General features: G+C 45.0%; 18 protein-coding genes and 2 tRNA genes. 10 read left to right on the top strand and 10 right to left on the bottom strand.

Going from position 1 to position 16,927, the window contains the following annotated elements; all coding sequences use genetic code 11:
• Nucleotide 1: 1 nt before the first annotated feature.
• From nfo to QVP94_RS05300, 3 genes are all read right to left on the bottom strand, one after another.
• Nucleotides 2-847 carry a deoxyribonuclease IV gene (gene nfo / locus QVP94_RS05310; RefSeq protein ID WP_022192129.1) on the bottom strand — a complete coding sequence of 282 codons (846 nt, stop codon included), beginning with the start codon at nucleotides 845-847 and terminating at the stop codon, nucleotides 2-4.
• Nucleotides 848-875: 28 nt separating this feature from the next.
• Nucleotides 876-1,352, bottom strand: coding sequence for a PaaI family thioesterase (locus QVP94_RS05305; protein ID WP_005856732.1), 477 nt, complete (start codon nucleotides 1,350-1,352; stop codon nucleotides 876-878).
• A gap of 107 nt (nucleotides 1,353-1,459) precedes the next feature.
• A complete protein-coding gene (locus QVP94_RS05300) occupies nucleotides 1,460-1,999 on the bottom strand; it encodes a pyruvoyl-dependent arginine decarboxylase (protein WP_005856730.1) in 540 nt (179 codons plus the stop codon).
• Between the two features lie 196 nt (nucleotides 2,000-2,195).
• Here QVP94_RS05300 and QVP94_RS05295 point away from each other — a divergent pair, with 196 nt between their 5' ends.
• The 3 genes from QVP94_RS05295 to QVP94_RS05285 all read left to right on the top strand — a co-directional run bounded on the left by QVP94_RS05295 (nucleotide 2,196) and on the right by QVP94_RS05285 (nucleotide 3,167).
• Nucleotides 2,196-2,843 carry a superoxide dismutase gene (locus QVP94_RS05295; RefSeq protein ID WP_005862137.1) on the top strand — a complete coding sequence of 216 codons (648 nt, stop codon included), beginning with the start codon at nucleotides 2,196-2,198 and terminating at the stop codon, nucleotides 2,841-2,843.
• A gap of 148 nt (nucleotides 2,844-2,991) precedes the next feature.
• Nucleotides 2,992-3,065: transfer RNA gene (locus QVP94_RS05290), tRNA-Thr, on the top strand.
• A 19-nt stretch (nucleotides 3,066-3,084) separates the two neighbouring features.
• Nucleotides 3,085-3,167: transfer RNA gene (locus QVP94_RS05285), tRNA-Tyr, on the top strand.
• 143 nt (nucleotides 3,168-3,310) lie between these two features.
• On the opposite strand, the gene QVP94_RS05280 is transcribed toward QVP94_RS05285, so the two are convergent.
• Nucleotides 3,311-4,066: a NigD1/NigD2 family lipoprotein gene (locus QVP94_RS05280; RefSeq protein ID WP_022192128.1), complete on the bottom strand. Its 756-nt coding sequence runs from the start codon at nucleotides 4,064-4,066 to the stop codon at nucleotides 3,311-3,313.
• A 126-nt stretch (nucleotides 4,067-4,192) separates the two neighbouring features.
• Nucleotides 4,193-5,026: a DUF5032 domain-containing protein gene (locus QVP94_RS05275; protein WP_036617977.1), complete on the bottom strand. Its 834-nt coding sequence runs from the start codon at nucleotides 5,024-5,026 to the stop codon at nucleotides 4,193-4,195.
• 205 nt (nucleotides 5,027-5,231) lie between these two features.
• Here QVP94_RS05275 and xyl3A point away from each other — a divergent pair, with 205 nt between their 5' ends.
• Complete coding sequence (xyl3A, locus tag QVP94_RS05270; RefSeq protein WP_022192126.1) at nucleotides 5,232-7,838, top strand: xylan 1,4-beta-xylosidase; 2,607 nt, start codon at nucleotides 5,232-5,234, stop codon at nucleotides 7,836-7,838.
• Nucleotides 7,839-7,937: 99 nt separating this feature from the next.
• On the opposite strand, the gene lpxZ is transcribed toward xyl3A, so the two are convergent.
• The gene (gene lpxZ, locus QVP94_RS05265) at nucleotides 7,938-9,176 is read right to left on the bottom strand and encodes an LpxZ family protein (RefSeq protein ID WP_022192125.1); all 1,239 of its coding nucleotides are present in this window, start codon (nucleotides 9,174-9,176) and stop codon (nucleotides 7,938-7,940) included.
• Nucleotides 9,177-9,299: 123 nt separating this feature from the next.
• Nucleotides 9,300-9,545, bottom strand: coding sequence for an RNA-binding regulator (gene rbp / locus QVP94_RS05260; RefSeq protein WP_005856718.1), 246 nt, complete (start codon nucleotides 9,543-9,545; stop codon nucleotides 9,300-9,302).
• A gap of 349 nt (nucleotides 9,546-9,894) precedes the next feature.
• Here rbp and QVP94_RS05255 point away from each other — a divergent pair, with 349 nt between their 5' ends.
• The 6 genes from QVP94_RS05255 to QVP94_RS05230 all read left to right on the top strand — a co-directional run bounded on the left by QVP94_RS05255 (nucleotide 9,895) and on the right by QVP94_RS05230 (nucleotide 14,648).
• Nucleotides 9,895-10,593: a nucleotidyltransferase family protein gene (locus QVP94_RS05255; RefSeq protein WP_022192124.1), complete on the top strand. Its 699-nt coding sequence runs from the start codon at nucleotides 9,895-9,897 to the stop codon at nucleotides 10,591-10,593.
• Between the two features lie 16 nt (nucleotides 10,594-10,609).
• Complete coding sequence (locus QVP94_RS05250) at nucleotides 10,610-11,473, top strand: ATP-grasp domain-containing protein (RefSeq protein WP_022192123.1); 864 nt, start codon at nucleotides 10,610-10,612, stop codon at nucleotides 11,471-11,473.
• 21 nt (nucleotides 11,474-11,494) lie between these two features.
• Nucleotides 11,495-12,400 carry a CDP-alcohol phosphatidyltransferase family protein gene (locus QVP94_RS05245; protein ID WP_022192122.1) on the top strand — a complete coding sequence of 302 codons (906 nt, stop codon included), beginning with the start codon at nucleotides 11,495-11,497 and terminating at the stop codon, nucleotides 12,398-12,400.
• Between the two features lie 21 nt (nucleotides 12,401-12,421).
• A complete protein-coding gene (locus QVP94_RS05240; protein ID WP_009275990.1) occupies nucleotides 12,422-13,144 on the top strand; it encodes an HAD family hydrolase in 723 nt (240 codons plus the stop codon).
• 90 nt (nucleotides 13,145-13,234) lie between these two features.
• Nucleotides 13,235-14,041 (top strand): metallophosphoesterase family protein, encoded by an 807-nt coding sequence (locus QVP94_RS05235; RefSeq protein ID WP_005856708.1) that lies wholly within the window; start codon nucleotides 13,235-13,237, stop codon nucleotides 14,039-14,041.
• On the top strand, nucleotides 14,022-14,648 hold the full coding sequence (locus tag QVP94_RS05230) for a hypothetical protein (protein ID WP_005856706.1): 627 nt from the start codon (nucleotides 14,022-14,024) through the stop codon (nucleotides 14,646-14,648). Before QVP94_RS05235 ends, QVP94_RS05230 begins: the two co-directional genes overlap by 20 nt.
• Nucleotides 14,649-14,726: 78 nt before the next feature.
• Here QVP94_RS05230 and QVP94_RS05225 read toward each other — a convergent pair whose 3' ends face one another.
• From QVP94_RS05225 to QVP94_RS05215, 3 genes are all read right to left on the bottom strand, one after another.
• Nucleotides 14,727-15,356 (bottom strand): outer membrane beta-barrel protein, encoded by a 630-nt coding sequence (locus QVP94_RS05225; protein ID WP_005856704.1) that lies wholly within the window; start codon nucleotides 15,354-15,356, stop codon nucleotides 14,727-14,729.
• 30 nt (nucleotides 15,357-15,386) lie between these two features.
• Nucleotides 15,387-16,037 carry a DUF4136 domain-containing protein gene (locus tag QVP94_RS05220; protein ID WP_005856702.1) on the bottom strand — a complete coding sequence of 217 codons (651 nt, stop codon included), beginning with the start codon at nucleotides 16,035-16,037 and terminating at the stop codon, nucleotides 15,387-15,389.
• 108 nt (nucleotides 16,038-16,145) lie between these two features.
• A partial coding sequence (locus tag QVP94_RS05215) for an endonuclease/exonuclease/phosphatase family protein (RefSeq protein ID WP_288213178.1) occupies nucleotides 16,146-16,927 on the bottom strand: 782 nt, incomplete at its 5' end.

Below are 16,927 nucleotides of genomic sequence, written 5' to 3'. Positions count from 1 at the left end.
ATCAAGATTTTAATTGTTTATATAGAAGCTGTATCTCCTCCGGCCAAAGCGCCTCGTCCGGGGTCTCTAGGATTAAGGGCATATTGTCGAAACGGGGGTCCGCCATGATCATGCGGAAGGTATCAAGGCCCATCAAGCCTTTACCGATACTCTCGTGCCGGTCCACACGTGATCCCAGCTCCTTTTTAGAATCGTTCAAGTGCATACCCCTTAAATAAGAAAAGCCGACCACCTCGTCGAAATGACGGAATGTCTCGGCAAATCCTTCCGGTGTCTTTATATCGTAACCGGCGGCAAGCGTGTGCGCCGTATCGAGGCATACTCCCACCCGGCTCTTATCCTCTACCTCGTTTATAATATAGGCGATCTGCTCGAAGGTATATCCCAAGTTCGAGCCTTGCCCCGCCGTATTCTCTATCACGGCACATACGCCACTCGTCTGAGCCAACGTGATATTGATCGACTCGGCGATGCGAGACAGGCAGGTATCCACCTCCATCTTCCCCAAATGGCTTCCGGGATGGAAATTCAGCATTTTCAGTCCCAGTTGCTCGCAGCGTGTCATCTCGTCCAGAAAAGCGTCACGGGATTTCTGCAATCCCTCGGCGTCCGGGTTCCCCAGATTGATTAAATAGCTATCGTGCGGCAAGATACATCCCGGATCGTAACCGTACGCTTCACACCGCTCCTTAAATAAATGAATACTGTCCGCCTTCAACGGCTGCGACTTCCATTGCCTCTGATTCCGGGTGAAAAGGGCAAAAGCCTTCGCACCGATCTCATGGGCATTAACGGGGGCATTCTCAACCCCACCGACCGCACTCACGTGAGCCCCAACATACTTCATAATAACCTAACTTTTCTTTTTATTTATACTAATGTTCATCCTCAGTCTTACACCCACAAAAACCAAACTCCTCCATCGCACGTTCTTGCGGGGTGATGAAATAAACCATCTCGGCACGGGTACACAACTCATTCGCCGAGTTATAGATCTCGGTCTCTATGAAGATGGCGTTCCGTTTCCGGTCTGTCATCCGTCCCCGTATCGTCAGCTGGGGCTCGTCCGTAGAGATACTCTTCATAAACTTGGCGTCGAGGCGTGAAGTCACCCCGGAGGTCTGCAACTTCCGCAAGACCACCCAGCCGGCCAACTCGTCCATCAGCGTAGTCTGTATACCTCCGTGCAACGTACGCAGCCATCCTTGGTAAGTACCTTGAGGCTTCCAGAACGCCACGATATCGTCACCATCCTCAAAAAACTCCATATGCAGCCCCAGCGGATTGTTTGGAGCGCAACCGAAACACATATAACCGTCCAGCCCTTCCCACGGATTAATTATCTTTTTCATATCACGAAAACAATATTTATATGTTTTTTGTTGCTCAAAGTTAACAAAAAAGCCGGCTCTTGAAAGGAACCGGCTCTATAAATATCACAAAAAATACTCAACACGACTTATTCCTCGATCTCCGGTTGAAGGAAATCCACAAAGCAAAGGGCGGCCAACGCCGTTCCATAGCGTTTCTCGATCGTGATTCCCTCGGTGATAAAGTTAAGCTCTCCAAGATAATACTTCCCATACGTCTTCTGATGAAGATCGTTGATAACACGGATCAGACGAGACTCAAGCTCCTCGATACGGTAACGTCCGCTGACCTCACACACAAGGCCACCAACCTTCTCATCAAAGTTCTCATCCTTATACATCCATGCGTAAACCACACCAGCAGACACGAACTCATCCTGATATCCATGGGATACAGCCATGATCGTTTTCATTTCCGAACCAAATGGAGGAAGGTCTAGTTCATCCATGGTTGCCAGATGTGCCGTAGCGGGTATCACTGACGAATACGTCATGATATTGAAATCAGAGATACCGGCGTCATAAAGAGCCATGTGGTAAGAACCAGCGTGTTTCTCCAAGTCTGATTCGCCACTTCCTTTTGTAATAAAAAAGGTGTTTGGAATTAAATTCCCAACTTTCTTTACCATCTACAAATATGTTTTACTAATTAATAAAAGCTTAAGAGCGCACAAAAATAGAAACTTTCGCGATATATAACGCATAGTTTTCCCTATAAAACTTTAGCCGCAAACATATTTTCACTAAAAAATCATCACCGAACCCAGAACTTTCATCCCCTCGGCTCTGTTTATATAGTAAATCAACATAAAAAACTAGAAGACAATGCTTACATTATGTTTAAGTTTATTATTAATGATCACAAATAGTCAAATAACAGATAAAAAAGAAGAAGTTATGAAATTCGAGTTAATCCAGTTACCGTACGCAAACGACGGTTTAGAACCAGTTATCAGCAAACAAACAATTGATTTCCATTACGGAAAACATTTATTGAACTATGTAAATACCCTTAATAAGCTGATTGAGGGCACGAAATTCGAGAACGCTCCGCTGGAGCAGATCGTTCGTGAGTCTGACGGAGCCATTTTCAACAATGCCGGCCAAGTATTGAATCACAATCTATATTTTACCCAATTCTCCCCGAACGGAGGTGGCGAGCCTACGGGTAAGCTAGCCGAGGCTATCAAGTCTACGTGGGGATCGTTCGAGAACTTCCAGAAAGAGTTCGTGGCTGCCGGTACAGGCTTGTTCGGCTCAGGATGGGTATGGTTGGCTAAAGATAAAGACGGCAAACTTTCAATTACCAAAGAACCCAACGGTAGTAACCCGGTCGTTAAGGGATTGACTCCGATCATGGGATTCGATGTATGGGAGCATTCTTACTATCTGGATTACCAGAACCGCCGTGCGGATCATTTGAACGCATTGTGGGGGATTATCGACTGGGAAACCGTTGGTAAGAGATATTGATTTAATTTGATGTAAGTTACGTGTAGAGAAGAGCCGCCCGGGAGTTTTCCCGGACGGCTTTTTTCGTTCCCTTTTGAAAAAAAATACCTCCAGCTATTGCATCGTAAGATATTATTACTACCTTTGCACCCGCAAACGAATAACAGATGCCTCTTTAGCTCAGTTGGCCAGAGCACGTGATTTGTAATCTCGGGGTCGTTGGTTCGAATCCGACAAGAGGCTCAAGAAAATATATTGGAATGGGCAGTTACCAGAGTGGCCAAATGGGGCTGACTGTAACTCAGCTGGCTTTCGCCTTCGGTGGTTCGAATCCATCACTGCCCACGAATAAAAAGGACTCTTCTTAGAGTCCTTTTTTGTTTCTATCCATAAAAAAAGTCCTTCCCTATCACTAGGAAAGAACTTTCAAAAAGCAAGGGAGATTCACTCCCTGCCAAATCCCCATCTATTTAAACGATCAAACCGACCTATTTCAAATTTAAGGTGCTTCTCTCGGCAGCTATGGATGCTTTTGCCGGAGTAGACTTGCGTGAACAATAATTGAATTCCACAGACTTATCGCCATCGAATGACTTCCATTTTAATTTCAACTTAACCGTCTTACCATTCGTATCCGGAAGGCTATCCAATTTAAAAGCGACCAGTCCATCCGCATATGCACCATATACATCGCCATAAGCATTATGGCGGAACTCTACCTCATAAGGATTCTCCGGGTCCTTGCCCGTCAGTAGGTTTACAAAATGAGCCTTATTGCGGTCTCCCCAGATCGTCCTGAAACGGAGTGTCAGATATCCGTCCTCGGCGATGGTAACCCAATCGTTCACGATCTCCACAGGGTCGGAGCCATAGATCGAATCGTTGCTAGTCACCCCCAAATCCGGAGCGATTGGTTTTGTAAGGATACTGTCGATCCAATTAATATTTACGGCCTTGCTGTAAATTCCGCTAGACTCGTTCGTCTCGTCAAAATTCACCAACGCTCTCACCTCCTTCTGCCCGAAGGGAGAAGAGGTCATATTGACAGGCAACAAGGTCGTGCTATCATCCAATTGAAGAAAATATGAACCATCATCGACCGGCTTAACCGTCACCAACGCATTCGGCAACACTTTACTGTAAGGATAATCATCATCATCGTCCAAGCAAGATTGAAATCCCATAAAACAAGTAGCCGCCATTACACCTACAACTAATTTCCTAAAATTAAAGAATCCGTTCATAATACTTCCTTTCTAAGTTTATCAATTAAACTAATCAACCTTTTAATTCTATAAAATTAGAAATGCGTTTTAGGGCGGAAATGCTGCATATGCGTATGTTAATTAAACCAAACAAGGCATGGTTCCTTATTTCACGGCGAAATTATACTCGAAAGTATACTTATAAGAGCTTGCGGTTCCTCCGTCATTCTCATCGATAGTCATACCCGTTATATAATCTCCCACGGTGGTATAGGTGTATTTGTACTCAGCTTTCACCTCGCTCTGGTTAGGGATCGTATAGGTGTAGGCACGGATCGGAAGATTCCGGTTCTGGATACCATATAACAAGTTCAGAGGAGTTACAGACTCAAAGCCAACCGGCGAGAAAGAACCGATCACTCGCAGAGGGAAGTTCTTAGGAGCCTCCGCCACGCTATACTCGTACCTCATCTCCCGGCTATCCAATGACTGGGCATATAGAACCACGTTGCCGTTCTCCCATGTATATTTCTCGTACTCCGGATAACTTCTCTCCTCGTATCCCGTCCCAAGCTCTTTCGGCCAACGGGCATTCCAAGAAGTCAACACCCAATTCGAGCCTGAATAACGATAGGAATATTCATCGCTTACATAGATCTCGTTGCTGGCGTATGGATTCTCTTGAGAGATCTTCTTACTTGTAATTACATTTCCGCTTAACGTATATTCCTCTATAACCTCACCGGAATGAATGCCTGTGACAGAGAATTTACCATCCGAATAAATGAACAATAACTTATCCACTCCCAAATTTATATTTGAGATCTTGCCATCGCTCGTATAATTGATATCAGCGGTAAAAAGCGGACTTGAAGATCCGTCTTTATAACAAGAAACTTTCGTTAGCTTATTCAATTCCGGAACAACGGGATCGTCATCGTCTCCGCAGGCCGTCAGGCTAGCGGCCCCTATTAGTAACAAAAATAGATACTTCTTCATCATTCTTTCGTGTTTTAATCTGTTATGGCAAAAATAGGGCTTTTAAATGAATAACCACGAAAGTAACCTATTTTAAGTATTCCTGTTTGAAAAAATGCTTCTAAAATCGTAGTTTTGCATCATCAATATCAAAGATAACGATCTATCTTAAAATAGTTTACAATAAGTAATAATGTAAGATAAACAATATCTAAAATTTAATAACATGAAAATGAAACAACTGACAGTAGCGATGATCACCCTCCTACTCACCGCCTCTTGTAGTGAAAAACAACAAGATTACCCTTTCCGGAATCCGGATCTTCCCTTGGAGGAACGTATCGACGACTTACTATCCCGACTGACACCGGAGGAGAAAATCGGCCAAATGATGAACGTAACCCCCGCCATCGAGCGTTTGGGAATCCCGACTTACGACTGGTGGAACGAGGCTCTTCACGGCGTGGCTCGTGCCGGACGTGCGACCGTATTCCCGCAAGCGATCGCCATGGCGGCTACCTTCGATGATAACGCCGTTCACGAGACCTTCACGATGGTCAGCGATGAGGCCCGTGCCAAATACCATCAATACCAAAAGGACAAGGAGTACGACCGTTACAAAGGTCTTACTTTCTGGACCCCGAATATCAATATCTTTCGTGACCCTCGCTGGGGACGGGGTATGGAAACTTATGGAGAGGACCCTTACTTGACCGAGAAGATGGGTGTAGCCGTAACCCGTGGATTGCAAGGTGATGATCCGAATTATTACAAGACACACGCTTGCGCCAAGCATTACGCCGTACACAGCGGTCCGGAATGGAACCGTCATGAGTTTGACGTAGAGGCTACTCCTCGTGATCTGTACGAGACGTATCTTCCAGCTTTCGAGGCATTAGTTAAGGAAGGCGATGTACAAGAGGTAATGTGCGCCTACAACCGTTTCGAGGGTAAACCTTGCTGTAGTAGCGACAAATTATTGATCGATATCTTGCGTAACAGTTGGGGATACGACAATATCATCCTGTCCGATTGCGGTGCTATCGATGATTTCTGGAGGAAAGACAAGAATACGCCTCGTCATGAGACGCACCCGGACGCTGAGAGCGCATCCGCCGACGCCGTATTGAACGGTACCGACCTAGAATGTGGCGGTAGCTACCGTGCGCTAAACAAAGCCTTGGCCGACGGTAAGATCTCGGAGAAAGATCTGGACGTATCCTTACGCCGCCTACTGAAAGGCCGCTTCGAGCTAGGTATGTTCGATCCGGACGAGCGGGTTCCTTATTCTAAAATACCTTACAGCGTAGTCGAGAGCCCGGAGCATATCGCCAAGGCACTGGATATGGCACGTAAAAGTATCGTTTTGTTGAAGAACAAGAATAATATGCTTCCTCTGGACAAGAATATCAAGAAGATCGCCGTAGTCGGACCTAACGCGGCGGACTCTACTATGCTATGGGCCAACTACAACGGCTTCCCGACCAAGACCGTCACGATCGTGGAAGGTATCCGCAATAAAGTCCCGAACGCAGAGGTTATCTACGAGCTGGGTTGCAACCATACCGCCGATTTTGTCGTGACAGACCTAGGTAGCCACGTATCTTCCACAGCGGGACAGGGTTTCGCCTCCGAATTCTTCAACAATACCGAGTTCGAGGGTACCCCCGCCTACAAGGGATTAGCGAAAGAGCTTCATTATACCACCGGAGGTAACACCCAATTCGCCCCGAACGTGAACTTGACGAATTTCACGGCTCGCTTTACGGGTGAATTCGAGTCTCCGATAGATGGTCCTGTCGAGTTCAAACTATCCGGAAACGACGCATTCCGCCTGTATATCGATACGGCTAAAGTCGCCGAGGTATGGGAAAACGAATATGGAGCGGAAAAACTCTATACGCTAAACGCTAAGAAAGGTGAGAAATATCCCATAAAGATCGAATATATGCAACGCACGGGTAGCGCTGACCTGAACTTTACGGTAGGCGTACGCACACCCGTAGATTTCCAAGCTACGGCCAGCAAGGTTAAAGACGCTGATGTCATCGTATTCGTAGGTGGTATCTCTCCACGTCTGGAAGGTGAGGAAATGCCGGTAGACGCTGAAGGTTTCCGGAAAGGCGACCGCACGAATATCGAGATCCCGGCCGTACAGAAGGAAATGGTCAAAGCCTTGGTAGCCACCGGAAAGCCTGTAGTATACGTGGTATGTACGGGTAGCGCATTGGCATTGAACTGGGAGAACGATCATGTAAACGCTATCTTGAACGCTTGGTATGGCGGACAAGAAGGTGGAACAGCCGTGGCCGACGTTTTATTCGGAGACTATAACCCGGCCGGACGCTTGCCGATCACGTTCTATAAATCCGTAGACCAGCTTCCGGACTTCCAAGATTACAGCATGAAGAGCCGTACCTATCGTTACATGACGCAGACTCCGCTTTATCCGTTCGGTTATGGCTTGAGCTATACAACATTCGATTATAAGAACGCTAAGTTGTCAAAGGATAAGATCGCTTCCAACGAATCGGTTACCCTCTCCTTCGATATCGCCAATACAGGCAAGATGGATGGTGACGAGGTCGCTCAGATCTACATCAAGAACCCGAACGATCCTTCCGGACCGCTAAAAGCGATGAAAGCATTCAAACGTGTGAACGTGAAGGCTGGCAGCGAACAACCGGTTAGCATCCAATTGGAACCGAAAGCTTTCCAATCCTTCAATGACAATACGCAGACCATGGAGGTTCGCCCGGGTAAATACCAAATCCTATATGGAGGTTCCTCGGACGATAAGACACTGAAAAAGATTGATTTAGTAATTGAATAAAAACACTATTGTATTCACGGCTGAACACAATAGTATTCATAGAAAAACACAGTAGTATTCACAATCGAATACTACTGTGTTTATGTATGAAGGTAATGATCAGAATTTTTTAATCAAGAAAGACGGATTGATACGCATGTAAACCCCTGCCGTAAAACTCGTGGCGCTTCCCATCGGTTGTTTTACTCCATCCGCATCATTCATATCTCCGGAGAGATGATGAAAAACGTCCACATCTACCCCTATCGAGAAACCCTTCGTTAGTTGCCGGGAATATTCCACCCCCAGATAGATCATTTGCGGACGGTTGAACGTAACCCCCTCATCAATCATCGAGGCCGCCCCGAAAAACGGGCTACCAAACATAGAGATGAAATCCTTGCAGGTCCAATACGACGTTTTCACCCGGAAATCATAGATATCGGCGGAAGCACGGGCATACAAGCCATATCCGCTGTCAAAAGGCCATATCTCTCCCGCTTGCTGATAATAACCGGTAGCATCCAGTTCCACGTTCAAGTTCTTGAAAATACGATGTCCGGTATTCCATACACCTCCGACACCGATCGCGCCATTCATCAAGGTTTGCACGGAATTGTTGAAGATCGTGTCGATCTCGCCTCCCCTATGCTGCACCAATCCTTGCACCGGCGTATAGAAATGGAAACGGGAAGCCGGGTCGTTATACTTTACCCGCGAAGAGATCCCGACGGTAAACGCCTCTTGATGCACATCCTCCCGGAAAATAAAGCTCTGCCAGTTCACCCACACATCCAAGTCGAAAGCCTTCGAGTCATACAACAACTGCAAGCCCGCCTCGGGATCGCAGGTCAAATTCAACTCCGGATTATAAAGAGGCTCTATCAAATTATGGTTGGAAGCGCCGTAAATATTTCCCAGCACGATGTTCACATGATCCGAGAGGGCCATCTGCGCCCGGAAATAGGGCAACACATGTACCCCTTTTTGGTATTGGTCTCCCTTCCAATAAGCGATATCCTGATAAGCCATGCTCGGATATTTATTCGCCCCATGATAGATCAACATATGGACACCCGCCTCCAACTTGATATTCCGCAAGGGATAATAAACCGCTTTGCCTTGTACCCAAAGCCCCGGCAACGAATACCCTTTGGTAAATTTACCCGTATACTCGTTATCCTTGAAGAAGCTAATATTATCCAACTCCACGGACAACTCCCGGGCCTTCTCCGGGTCGATATGATAATCCGTCTTATAGACACGATCCGCGATCTGCGCCTTCAGCGAGGGAGACCAACTCCCCAATCCCATCAAGCAAAGACCCACAATGAGACTCCTAACACCTATATTCTTCATCACTCTTAAAATTTCTCGCGAACATAAACAAAATACACTGAAAAAAGAAAGCGGGGAAACGGAAGTTTTCACCTCGTTTCCCCGCTTTTTCGTCTTATTTTAAAAATTTCTTTCTTCTAAAATTTAACGTCTAGGGATAGCTTCTTTAACAACCATCTGACGACCTTCGTACTCAGCTTGGTTCAACTCCTCGATAGCTTTTTGAGCCTCTGCAGCGTTAGGCATCTCAGCGAAAGCGAAGCCCTTAGAACGTTTTGTGTCACGGTCAACAATGATTTTAACTGAGTCTACAACACCATACTCTTCCAGAATCTGTTGTAAGTCTGATTCTCTTACCCGATAATTCAGGTTTCCAATGTAAATATTCATACGAAAATGATATAAAAAAATAAAAATTAATAATAAAACAAGGATGGTTGGTGAAGTCAATCTCTAAAAGAAAGTATTATCATCGCTGATGAATAAATGCTAAAAGATAAAAGAGCTATACAAACTATCTTTTGTTCATGGCACAAAGGAAAGCATTCTATTTGAATTAGCAACTATAAAACGATAATTATTTTCAAAAAAACATTCAAGCTCTTTATAACGTCTTTGTTGTTCTAGTCAAATAGTCCTAATTTATAGAAATTTTGACCAATTATATCAACGATATAGCCTAAAACTATCTCAGAAATCTCGTAACTTTGCGAAATTATTATTTGAACTAATAAAAGTTATGGATTACGCGATCATTGCCGCCGGCGAAGGCTCCCGCTTGGCGCAAGAAGGTGTTAAGTGGCCAAAGCCTCTGGTTAGACTCAACGGTGTCGCTTTGATAGACCGGTTGATAGACGTTTTTTTGAAAAATAACGCTACCTCTATCAGTATCATCGTAAACGAGGAGATGACCGAGGTACAGGATTACCTGAAGGCCCTGCGACTACCTATACCCTTTTACCTGTTGGTAAAATCCACCCCCAGCTCTATGCACAGCTTCTACGAGCTGAGTCATTATCTGGATGGTGATAAGATTTGTTTAACTACTGTAGACACGATCTTCAAGGAAGAAGAGTTCAGCGGCTATATCCAACAGTTCATCCAAGAGGATAAACTGGACGGATTGATGGCCGTCACCGATTTTATTGATGACGAGAAACCCTTATATGTAGAAACAGACAACGAACTTTACGTCCGGAATTTCCTAGATCAGGCAGACGGTGATTGCCGTTACATATCGGGAGGTATCTATTGCTTGAGGCGTCCGGCTCTGGGTGTATTGAACAACGCCATCTCGCAGGGAATGTCGAGAATGCGCAATTATCAACGGCAGCTCATCGCCGAGGGGTTGAGGCTAAAGGCCTATCCTTTCAGCAAGATCATCGACGTGGATCACGCCGATGACATTTTGAAAGCCGAATCATTTTTAAAGTCATAAAGAATACTGTCTAACAATGAGTAAATTAACTTTAGCAGGTATCCGCAGAGGAAATCAATTCTCCCCCAATCATATCGGCAACGACGCGGCGATCTTCGCCTTGACAGCCCAGCATTTACGAAAATTGGGATGCGATGTAAACGAATATATCGAATCGGATCTGCTGCTACAAGACCCGAAGGAAAAGGGTATCTTTAATATGGTAAGAGACTGGAAGTCCATCCATAAGCTGCAAGAACTAGAGGATAAAAATTATTTCGTGGTGAACTCGGGTTACGGGATCGAGAATTGTACCCGTGAGAAAATGACCCGCCTCCTATTATCCAATCATATCTCCCATCCGGAAAGTTTAATCTTACGGACAGATGAGGATCCGACAGAAGCCCTTGAGAAAGCCGGTTTCTTTAATTGCTGGATCAAACGGGGAGATTTCCACGCCATCCACCGGGAAGACGTCACCTACGTAAGAAACCCGGAAGAGGCGAAAAGCATATTGAAGGAATACGCTATCCGTGGTATCCCGTCGGCGGTAATCAATGAGCATCTGGTAGGCGATTTGGTGAAATTTTACGGGGTAGCTGGAACCGATTTCTTTTATTGGTTCTATCCATCGAACATGCATCATAGTAAATTTGGTTTAGAAGTTATCAATGGTACAGCGAAGGGGATCCCCTTCGACGAAGCGCAGCTTCGTCTGCTTTGCCACAAGGCTGCGGAGGTATTGAACATACATATTTACGGGGGAGATTGCATTGTCTCCGAGGATGGTGTCATGCGGATTATCGATTTCAACGATTGGCCTAGTTTCGCCCCTTGCCGGGAAGAAGCGGCTCCAAACATCGCACGTCGTATCTGGGATCTTATGCGAGAACACATCTAAATCGTTTTAACAAAATCAATCATGAGTGAGACTAAGTCTACTCCCAGTCTGGAGTCAACCTTAAAATCTTTGGACACCGAGGAGTTTATCGATATTCATTTCTATCGTCCTATTGGCTACCAATGGGCTTTGTTCTTTAATAAATTGGGGGTATCGCCCAATAGTATCACGATCGCCAGCATCTTTATCGGCATAACGGCAGGTATCTGTTTCTATTTCCAGAGCCTCGCTATCAACGTGATCGGCATGTTACTGTTAATCTGGGCAAACTCGTATGATAGCGCAGACGGACAATTGGCCCGTATGACCGGACAGAAAAGTGCCTTGGGACGTATTTTGGACGGTGCCGCCGGCGATTTCTGGTTTATCGCTATCTACGCAGCTATCTGCTTACGCCTCACGCCGGAATGGGGAATATGGATCTGGCTATTGGCGGCTACGACGGGATTCTTCCATAGCAAGCAAGCGGCCATGGCGGATTATTATCGCAATATTCACTTGTTGTTCTTGAAAGGTAAATCGGGTAGCGAGCTCTCCCACTCTCCCCAATTGAAGGAGAATTATAAGAAAATGAGTTGGAAACATGACTTTATCTATAAATTGTTCGAGACCTTCTACATTAATTATACGGTAGGTCAAGAAGCATGGACACCTAAATTCCAACACATGATGAACATCATCCGTGAGAAATACAACGGACAAGCGCCGGAATGGTTCCGTAAGGCTTTTCGAACACAGAGCCTGCCATTAATGAAATATACGAATATGCTATCATTCAATACCCGGGTGATCGCTTTGTTTGTCAGCCTTTTCATCGACATGCCTTGGCTGTATTTCGTATTCGAGCTGACCGTATTAAACTCGATGTTGCTCTATATGATCAAAAAGCATGAGCATATTTGTGAAGATTTCAGCAAACAGTTATAACGTTTTTTACCCCATTCGATTATGTTCAATTTAGACAAAGTAAAAGGAATCCTCTTTGATTACGGCGGAACGATAGACAGTAACGGCATGCACTGGGCAGAGGTGATCTGGATGGCGTATGAGGCCTTGAAGGTTCCCGTATCCAAAGCGGTTTTCCGTGATGCTTATGTACATGGAGAAAGAACGCTTGGAAAGAATCCGATCGTGAAGCCTCATCATACGTTTCTGGATATGCTGCGCTTGAAAAGCGATTTACAAATCCAATGGCTGAAAGAGAACGGGCATTTATCCGCCGAGGCGGTTACCCCGGAGTTACCGGAACAATTAGCGGATTGGTGTTACGAATACGCCCGGAAGGCAATCGATAGCGCCCGCCCCATTCTGGAGCAATTAGCGGAACGTTACCCATTGGTATTGGTATCGAACTTCTATGGGAACATAGAATCCGTGTTGAAAGATTTCGGTTTGGATCATTTATTCGGCGCTATCGTGGAATCGGCGGTCGTAGGTATCCGTAAGCCGGACCCGGCGATCTTCCGATTAGGAGTGGATAAACTGGGATTTCCCGCCGACGAGATTGTTGTCGTAGGTGATTCCTATGATAAGGATATCGTCCCCGCCACCCGGATCGGATGCCAGACAATCTGGCTAAAAAGTATTGGTTGGAGCGCTTATAAAGGAAATGAGACTGCCGATATCGTATTATCCGACTTCACGGAAATAAAGCAAGTATTCGCTTTATAGAATATACATTTTAGACCAGTATAAGCTCAGAAATGACCTTTTTTGGTACTGATAGCATCCTAACTTTGCATATAAAAAAGTTAGGATGCTATGTTTTTAAAGAAATACATATGGCTTTCTGCCGCTACACTCCTCACGGCTTGCGACTTAATCGACTATCATCCGTATGACGGTCGTCTGGATTCCGATACTTCCCGGGAGATCAACCCGACCAATATCGAGCGTATCGAGAAAGTCTGCGAAGGGAAGGACACGATCCGTTTTATTTTTATGGGCGATACCCAGCGGAGTTATAATGAGACGGAAGATTTCGTCAAGTACGTTAATCAATTAGATAGCATCGATTTCATTATCCATGGAGGAGATTATACGGAGTTCGGCTTAAAGAAGGAATTCGAGTGGAACGATGATATCTTGTCCAAACTAAAAGTGCCTTACGTAGGGTTGATCGGTAATCACGACGTGATCGGTAATGGCGACCAAGTATTTCGTAAAATCTTTGGGAATGAGAACTTCTCGTTTGTCGTGAGCGACGTGAAATTCGTATGCCTCAATACGAACGCTATCGAGTATGATTATTCCCATCCGGTACCCGATTTTAATTTCCTAAAGAATGAGATAGCGGATAGTACCCGTAATAAACGCACGATCGTAGTCATGCACGCCCCTCCCGGGAACGAACAGTTCGACAATAACGTGAAAGACGTGTTCCAACTTTATATCAAGACATTACCATCTTTAATGTTCTGCTTGCATGCACATAATCATTGCGTATCGGCAGCTGATTTGTTTGAGGATGGCATTATCTACTACGGTTGCGCCAATATCGCCAAACGAAGTTATCTTCTTTTTACCTTAACCCCTGACGATTATATGTATGAAGTGGTCAATTTTTAAGCTTCTCCTCTTAACTTGTGTCTTTTCCCTTACACTCCATGCGCAAGAGGATAAATACACGAAACGAGTGCAACGGTACGAGAACGCATGGCAACGGGTCATCCCCCGCTATACAAAAGTACAATTCGCAGGTTCCATGGCGATGCTATCCGTGGGTACCGGTTGGAATTATTACCGGAATCATTGGGAAACGGATATGTTGCTGGGTATCGTCCCCCGCAACGCAAATGATCACGCAAACGTGACTTTCACCTTGAAACAAAACTATTTTCCTTGGAATATCGATCTGGGAGAAAAAGTATCTTTCGAGCCTCTTTGTTGCGGTATCTACGTAAATTTCCTATTTGACCGGGATTTCTGGGCCAAGCAACCGAATAAGTATCCCCCGGGATATTATTGGTTCTCCACCCGCATCCGTAACCATATCTTTATCGGGGAGCGGATCACACTCAAACTGAATCCAAATAGTAGCTGGCATAAATCCATCAGCTTCTTCTATGAGTTAAGCACTTGCGATTTGTATATAATAAATGCTATCGGCAACAGCTACTTGAAGCCAAAAGATTATTTAAGCCTTTCATTCGGGGTGAAACTACAGATCTTATAAAAGCAAGAAACGGAAGACATTCACTGCCCTCCGTTTCCCTAAACTACATAAAACACTTAAAAGAACAAACGTTGTCTATCAGAACGCTAGACCTAAGCGGATACCCCAGTTATTCAAACCATCGATATGATAGCTGAGGACATCACCCTTGTTGGTAGCGTAGTTATAATAAGCGGCCATATGTACGCCGATCTGTTTCTGAGGTGTGAAGTACACGGTCATACCGATCTCGGGAGCTACATAGAATCCCCAGTTACGATCGTAAACCTTCAACACGTTCATGTAGGTAGACATCTCACTATAGCTAGCACCTAACTGAGCGCCAACATACGGTTGGAATTGTCCTTCCGGAGCGAAGTTATAACGGAAAGCCGCACCAAAAGGCAACTGGAAGATAGAATGCTGTTGATCGGAAGTGATTACGGATGTTGAGTTTACCGGAATCGTCTGGCGGTCCACATACTCATTATTTGTATGATAAGAGATGAACGCACCTATAGCGAAATTAGGAATCACATAGTAACCACCCTCAGCGTGAGCACCCCAACCGCTGGTCTTCTTAGAAAAGTCTTGACCGAACGGAGAGTTGATTTGCCAGTCTACATTGAAATACGCGTTTTTCAAAACCTGGGCGCCAGCCAGAGTAGGCATCGCCATACAAACTACGAGTAAAGCGATTAACTTGATTGATTTATTTATCTTTTTCATAGAATCTCAAACTTTTAATCATTCGAATTATTATTTCTTTACGTACGGAGATTGTACAAATGCTTGCTCGATAGCACGAACAGCCAGCTGAGTATCGAATTTATCGGAACCAGACAACAAGCCACTCATGTAAGCAGTCCAAAGAACCGGAAGTTTAGCGTCTGCCTTAGAAGCGGCAGGAGTATCCAAATCCACTAACTCTGTCAACAAGGAACCTACACTATAGCTATACACTACAGGATACGGGTAATACCAATTTCCCCAACCTGGTCCCCAGTAACCCGGACTCCAATATCCCGGATAGTTCCACCACCAGTACGGGTAGTTGTAGCCATCGTTGTAGTCAGCGAAATATTGAGTACTTTGTACGTAAGAAACTTGCAGACCTAAGTCGGCGTTATCTTTGTCTAGCGTGCGTTTGAAACCGCGGCTTTCCATATTATTCACCAATGTAGTGATAATATCGTCTGCTTCATTGGCTGTCCAGAACTGAGGTTTCTCGCTTGTGCCGATAACCAATACACTATCCGGAATGTAGAACGTAGTGAACGATTCGAATTTCGCGTCCTTATCGTGATTCGTGAACACCAGAAAATCATTGTCCAATTTCGACATGTCCGGGTCCTTTTGGCAAGAAGCCAACAGAAGAACTAACAGAAAAAAAGGAAAAATCTTTTTCATCTCATTTTAACGTTTAAAACAGTTTATACTATTATTTGTGCTTATATATAAGTCACTATTAAAACAGCATGAGTTGAAAAAGGTTCTAAAACTATCCTTTTGGGTGTGTTAATTAACATATCCTAACCATACGACGGGCTTATGGTCACTGTAGTCTAAATTAGGAGAATCATAAGTTACACCCTTAAAATCAGGAGAATAAATTATGTAATCAATTCGAAATATACGCTTTAATTGACGAAAGGTGTACCCGAAACCAGAGCCGCAGTCACGGAACCCATCCGTTAAATCACCTTTCACGGTACGGTACGTATAAGAGGCCGGTGTATCATTAAAATCACCGCAAATAATCACGGGCCCCTCCCCGGCATCCAACATCTGACGGATATAATCCGCCTGAGTCGCCCGTTTCACGAAATTCTTCTTCATCTGAAAAGCCATATGGAAGGCGGCCTCGGTTTCCTCCAATTGTTTACCCTCTGCATGGGCTTGGTAAAGACGAGGCTTTACGGCATTCACGCTAGTCGTTTGGAAATGGTTATTAAATACACGAACACTATCCCCTTGGATATCCATGACGGCAAACAAGGATTTATTGCTAGACTCCGGGTATAGGATAGACTCAAAACGAAGGATCGGATATTTACTGAAAATAGCGTTGCCCGCCGCTTTCGTAGCCGAACGGGTAGAGCAATAATACGGTAGGAACGATAAGGTCTTGGCGACAGAATCCATCCGCAGGGCCGATTCAACGGGGCATTCTTGGAGGCAAACGATATCCGGGTCCTCCTTTCTCAGCCAATCCGCTATATTAGGAAGCTGTTTCTTTCCGTCCGTATTGAAATTATTCACGTTATAGGTAATCACCTTAACCGCTTCTTTCCCTATCG

This window comes from Parabacteroides sp. CAG:2 (assembly GCF_000436315.1).
GTDB classification, from domain to species: Bacteria; Bacteroidota; Bacteroidia; order Bacteroidales; family Tannerellaceae; genus Parabacteroides; species Parabacteroides distasonis.
The sequence above is the reverse complement of the archived record's forward strand: the minus strand, read 5'-3'. Positions and strand labels throughout refer to the sequence as shown.

What these genes read in the sequence shown, in the direction of transcription:
- nfo (WP_022192129.1), bottom strand. Translation starts at nt 847, where the DNA reads ATGAAGTATGTTGGGGCTCACGTGAGTGCGGTCGGTGGGGTTGAGAAT.
- QVP94_RS05305 (WP_005856732.1), bottom strand. Translation starts at nt 1,352, where the DNA reads ATGAAAAAGATAATTAATCCGTGGGAAGGGCTGGACGGTTATATGTGT.
- QVP94_RS05300 (WP_005856730.1), bottom strand. Translation starts at nt 1,999, where the DNA reads ATGGTAAAGAAAGTTGGGAATTTAATTCCAAACACCTTTTTTATTACA.
- QVP94_RS05295 (WP_005862137.1), top strand. Translation starts at nt 2,196, where the DNA reads ATGCTTACATTATGTTTAAGTTTATTATTAATGATCACAAATAGTCAA.
- QVP94_RS05280 (WP_022192128.1), bottom strand. Translation starts at nt 4,066, where the DNA reads ATGAACGGATTCTTTAATTTTAGGAAATTAGTTGTAGGTGTAATGGCG.
- QVP94_RS05275 (WP_036617977.1), bottom strand. Translation starts at nt 5,026, where the DNA reads ATGAAGAAGTATCTATTTTTGTTACTAATAGGGGCCGCTAGCCTGACG.
- xyl3A (WP_022192126.1), top strand. Translation starts at nt 5,232, where the DNA reads ATGAAAATGAAACAACTGACAGTAGCGATGATCACCCTCCTACTCACC.
- lpxZ (WP_022192125.1), bottom strand. Translation starts at nt 9,176, where the DNA reads ATGAAGAATATAGGTGTTAGGAGTCTCATTGTGGGTCTTTGCTTGATG.
- rbp (WP_005856718.1), bottom strand. Translation starts at nt 9,545, where the DNA reads ATGAATATTTACATTGGAAACCTGAATTATCGGGTAAGAGAATCAGAC.
- QVP94_RS05255 (WP_022192124.1), top strand. Translation starts at nt 9,895, where the DNA reads ATGGATTACGCGATCATTGCCGCCGGCGAAGGCTCCCGCTTGGCGCAA.
- QVP94_RS05250 (WP_022192123.1), top strand. Translation starts at nt 10,610, where the DNA reads ATGAGTAAATTAACTTTAGCAGGTATCCGCAGAGGAAATCAATTCTCC.
- QVP94_RS05245 (WP_022192122.1), top strand. Translation starts at nt 11,495, where the DNA reads ATGAGTGAGACTAAGTCTACTCCCAGTCTGGAGTCAACCTTAAAATCT.
- QVP94_RS05240 (WP_009275990.1), top strand. Translation starts at nt 12,422, where the DNA reads ATGTTCAATTTAGACAAAGTAAAAGGAATCCTCTTTGATTACGGCGGA.
- QVP94_RS05235 (WP_005856708.1), top strand. Translation starts at nt 13,235, where the DNA reads ATGTTTTTAAAGAAATACATATGGCTTTCTGCCGCTACACTCCTCACG.
- QVP94_RS05230 (WP_005856706.1), top strand. Translation starts at nt 14,022, where the DNA reads ATGAAGTGGTCAATTTTTAAGCTTCTCCTCTTAACTTGTGTCTTTTCC.
- QVP94_RS05225 (WP_005856704.1), bottom strand. Translation starts at nt 15,356, where the DNA reads ATGAAAAAGATAAATAAATCAATCAAGTTAATCGCTTTACTCGTAGTT.
- QVP94_RS05220 (WP_005856702.1), bottom strand. Translation starts at nt 16,037, where the DNA reads ATGAAAAAGATTTTTCCTTTTTTTCTGTTAGTTCTTCTGTTGGCTTCT.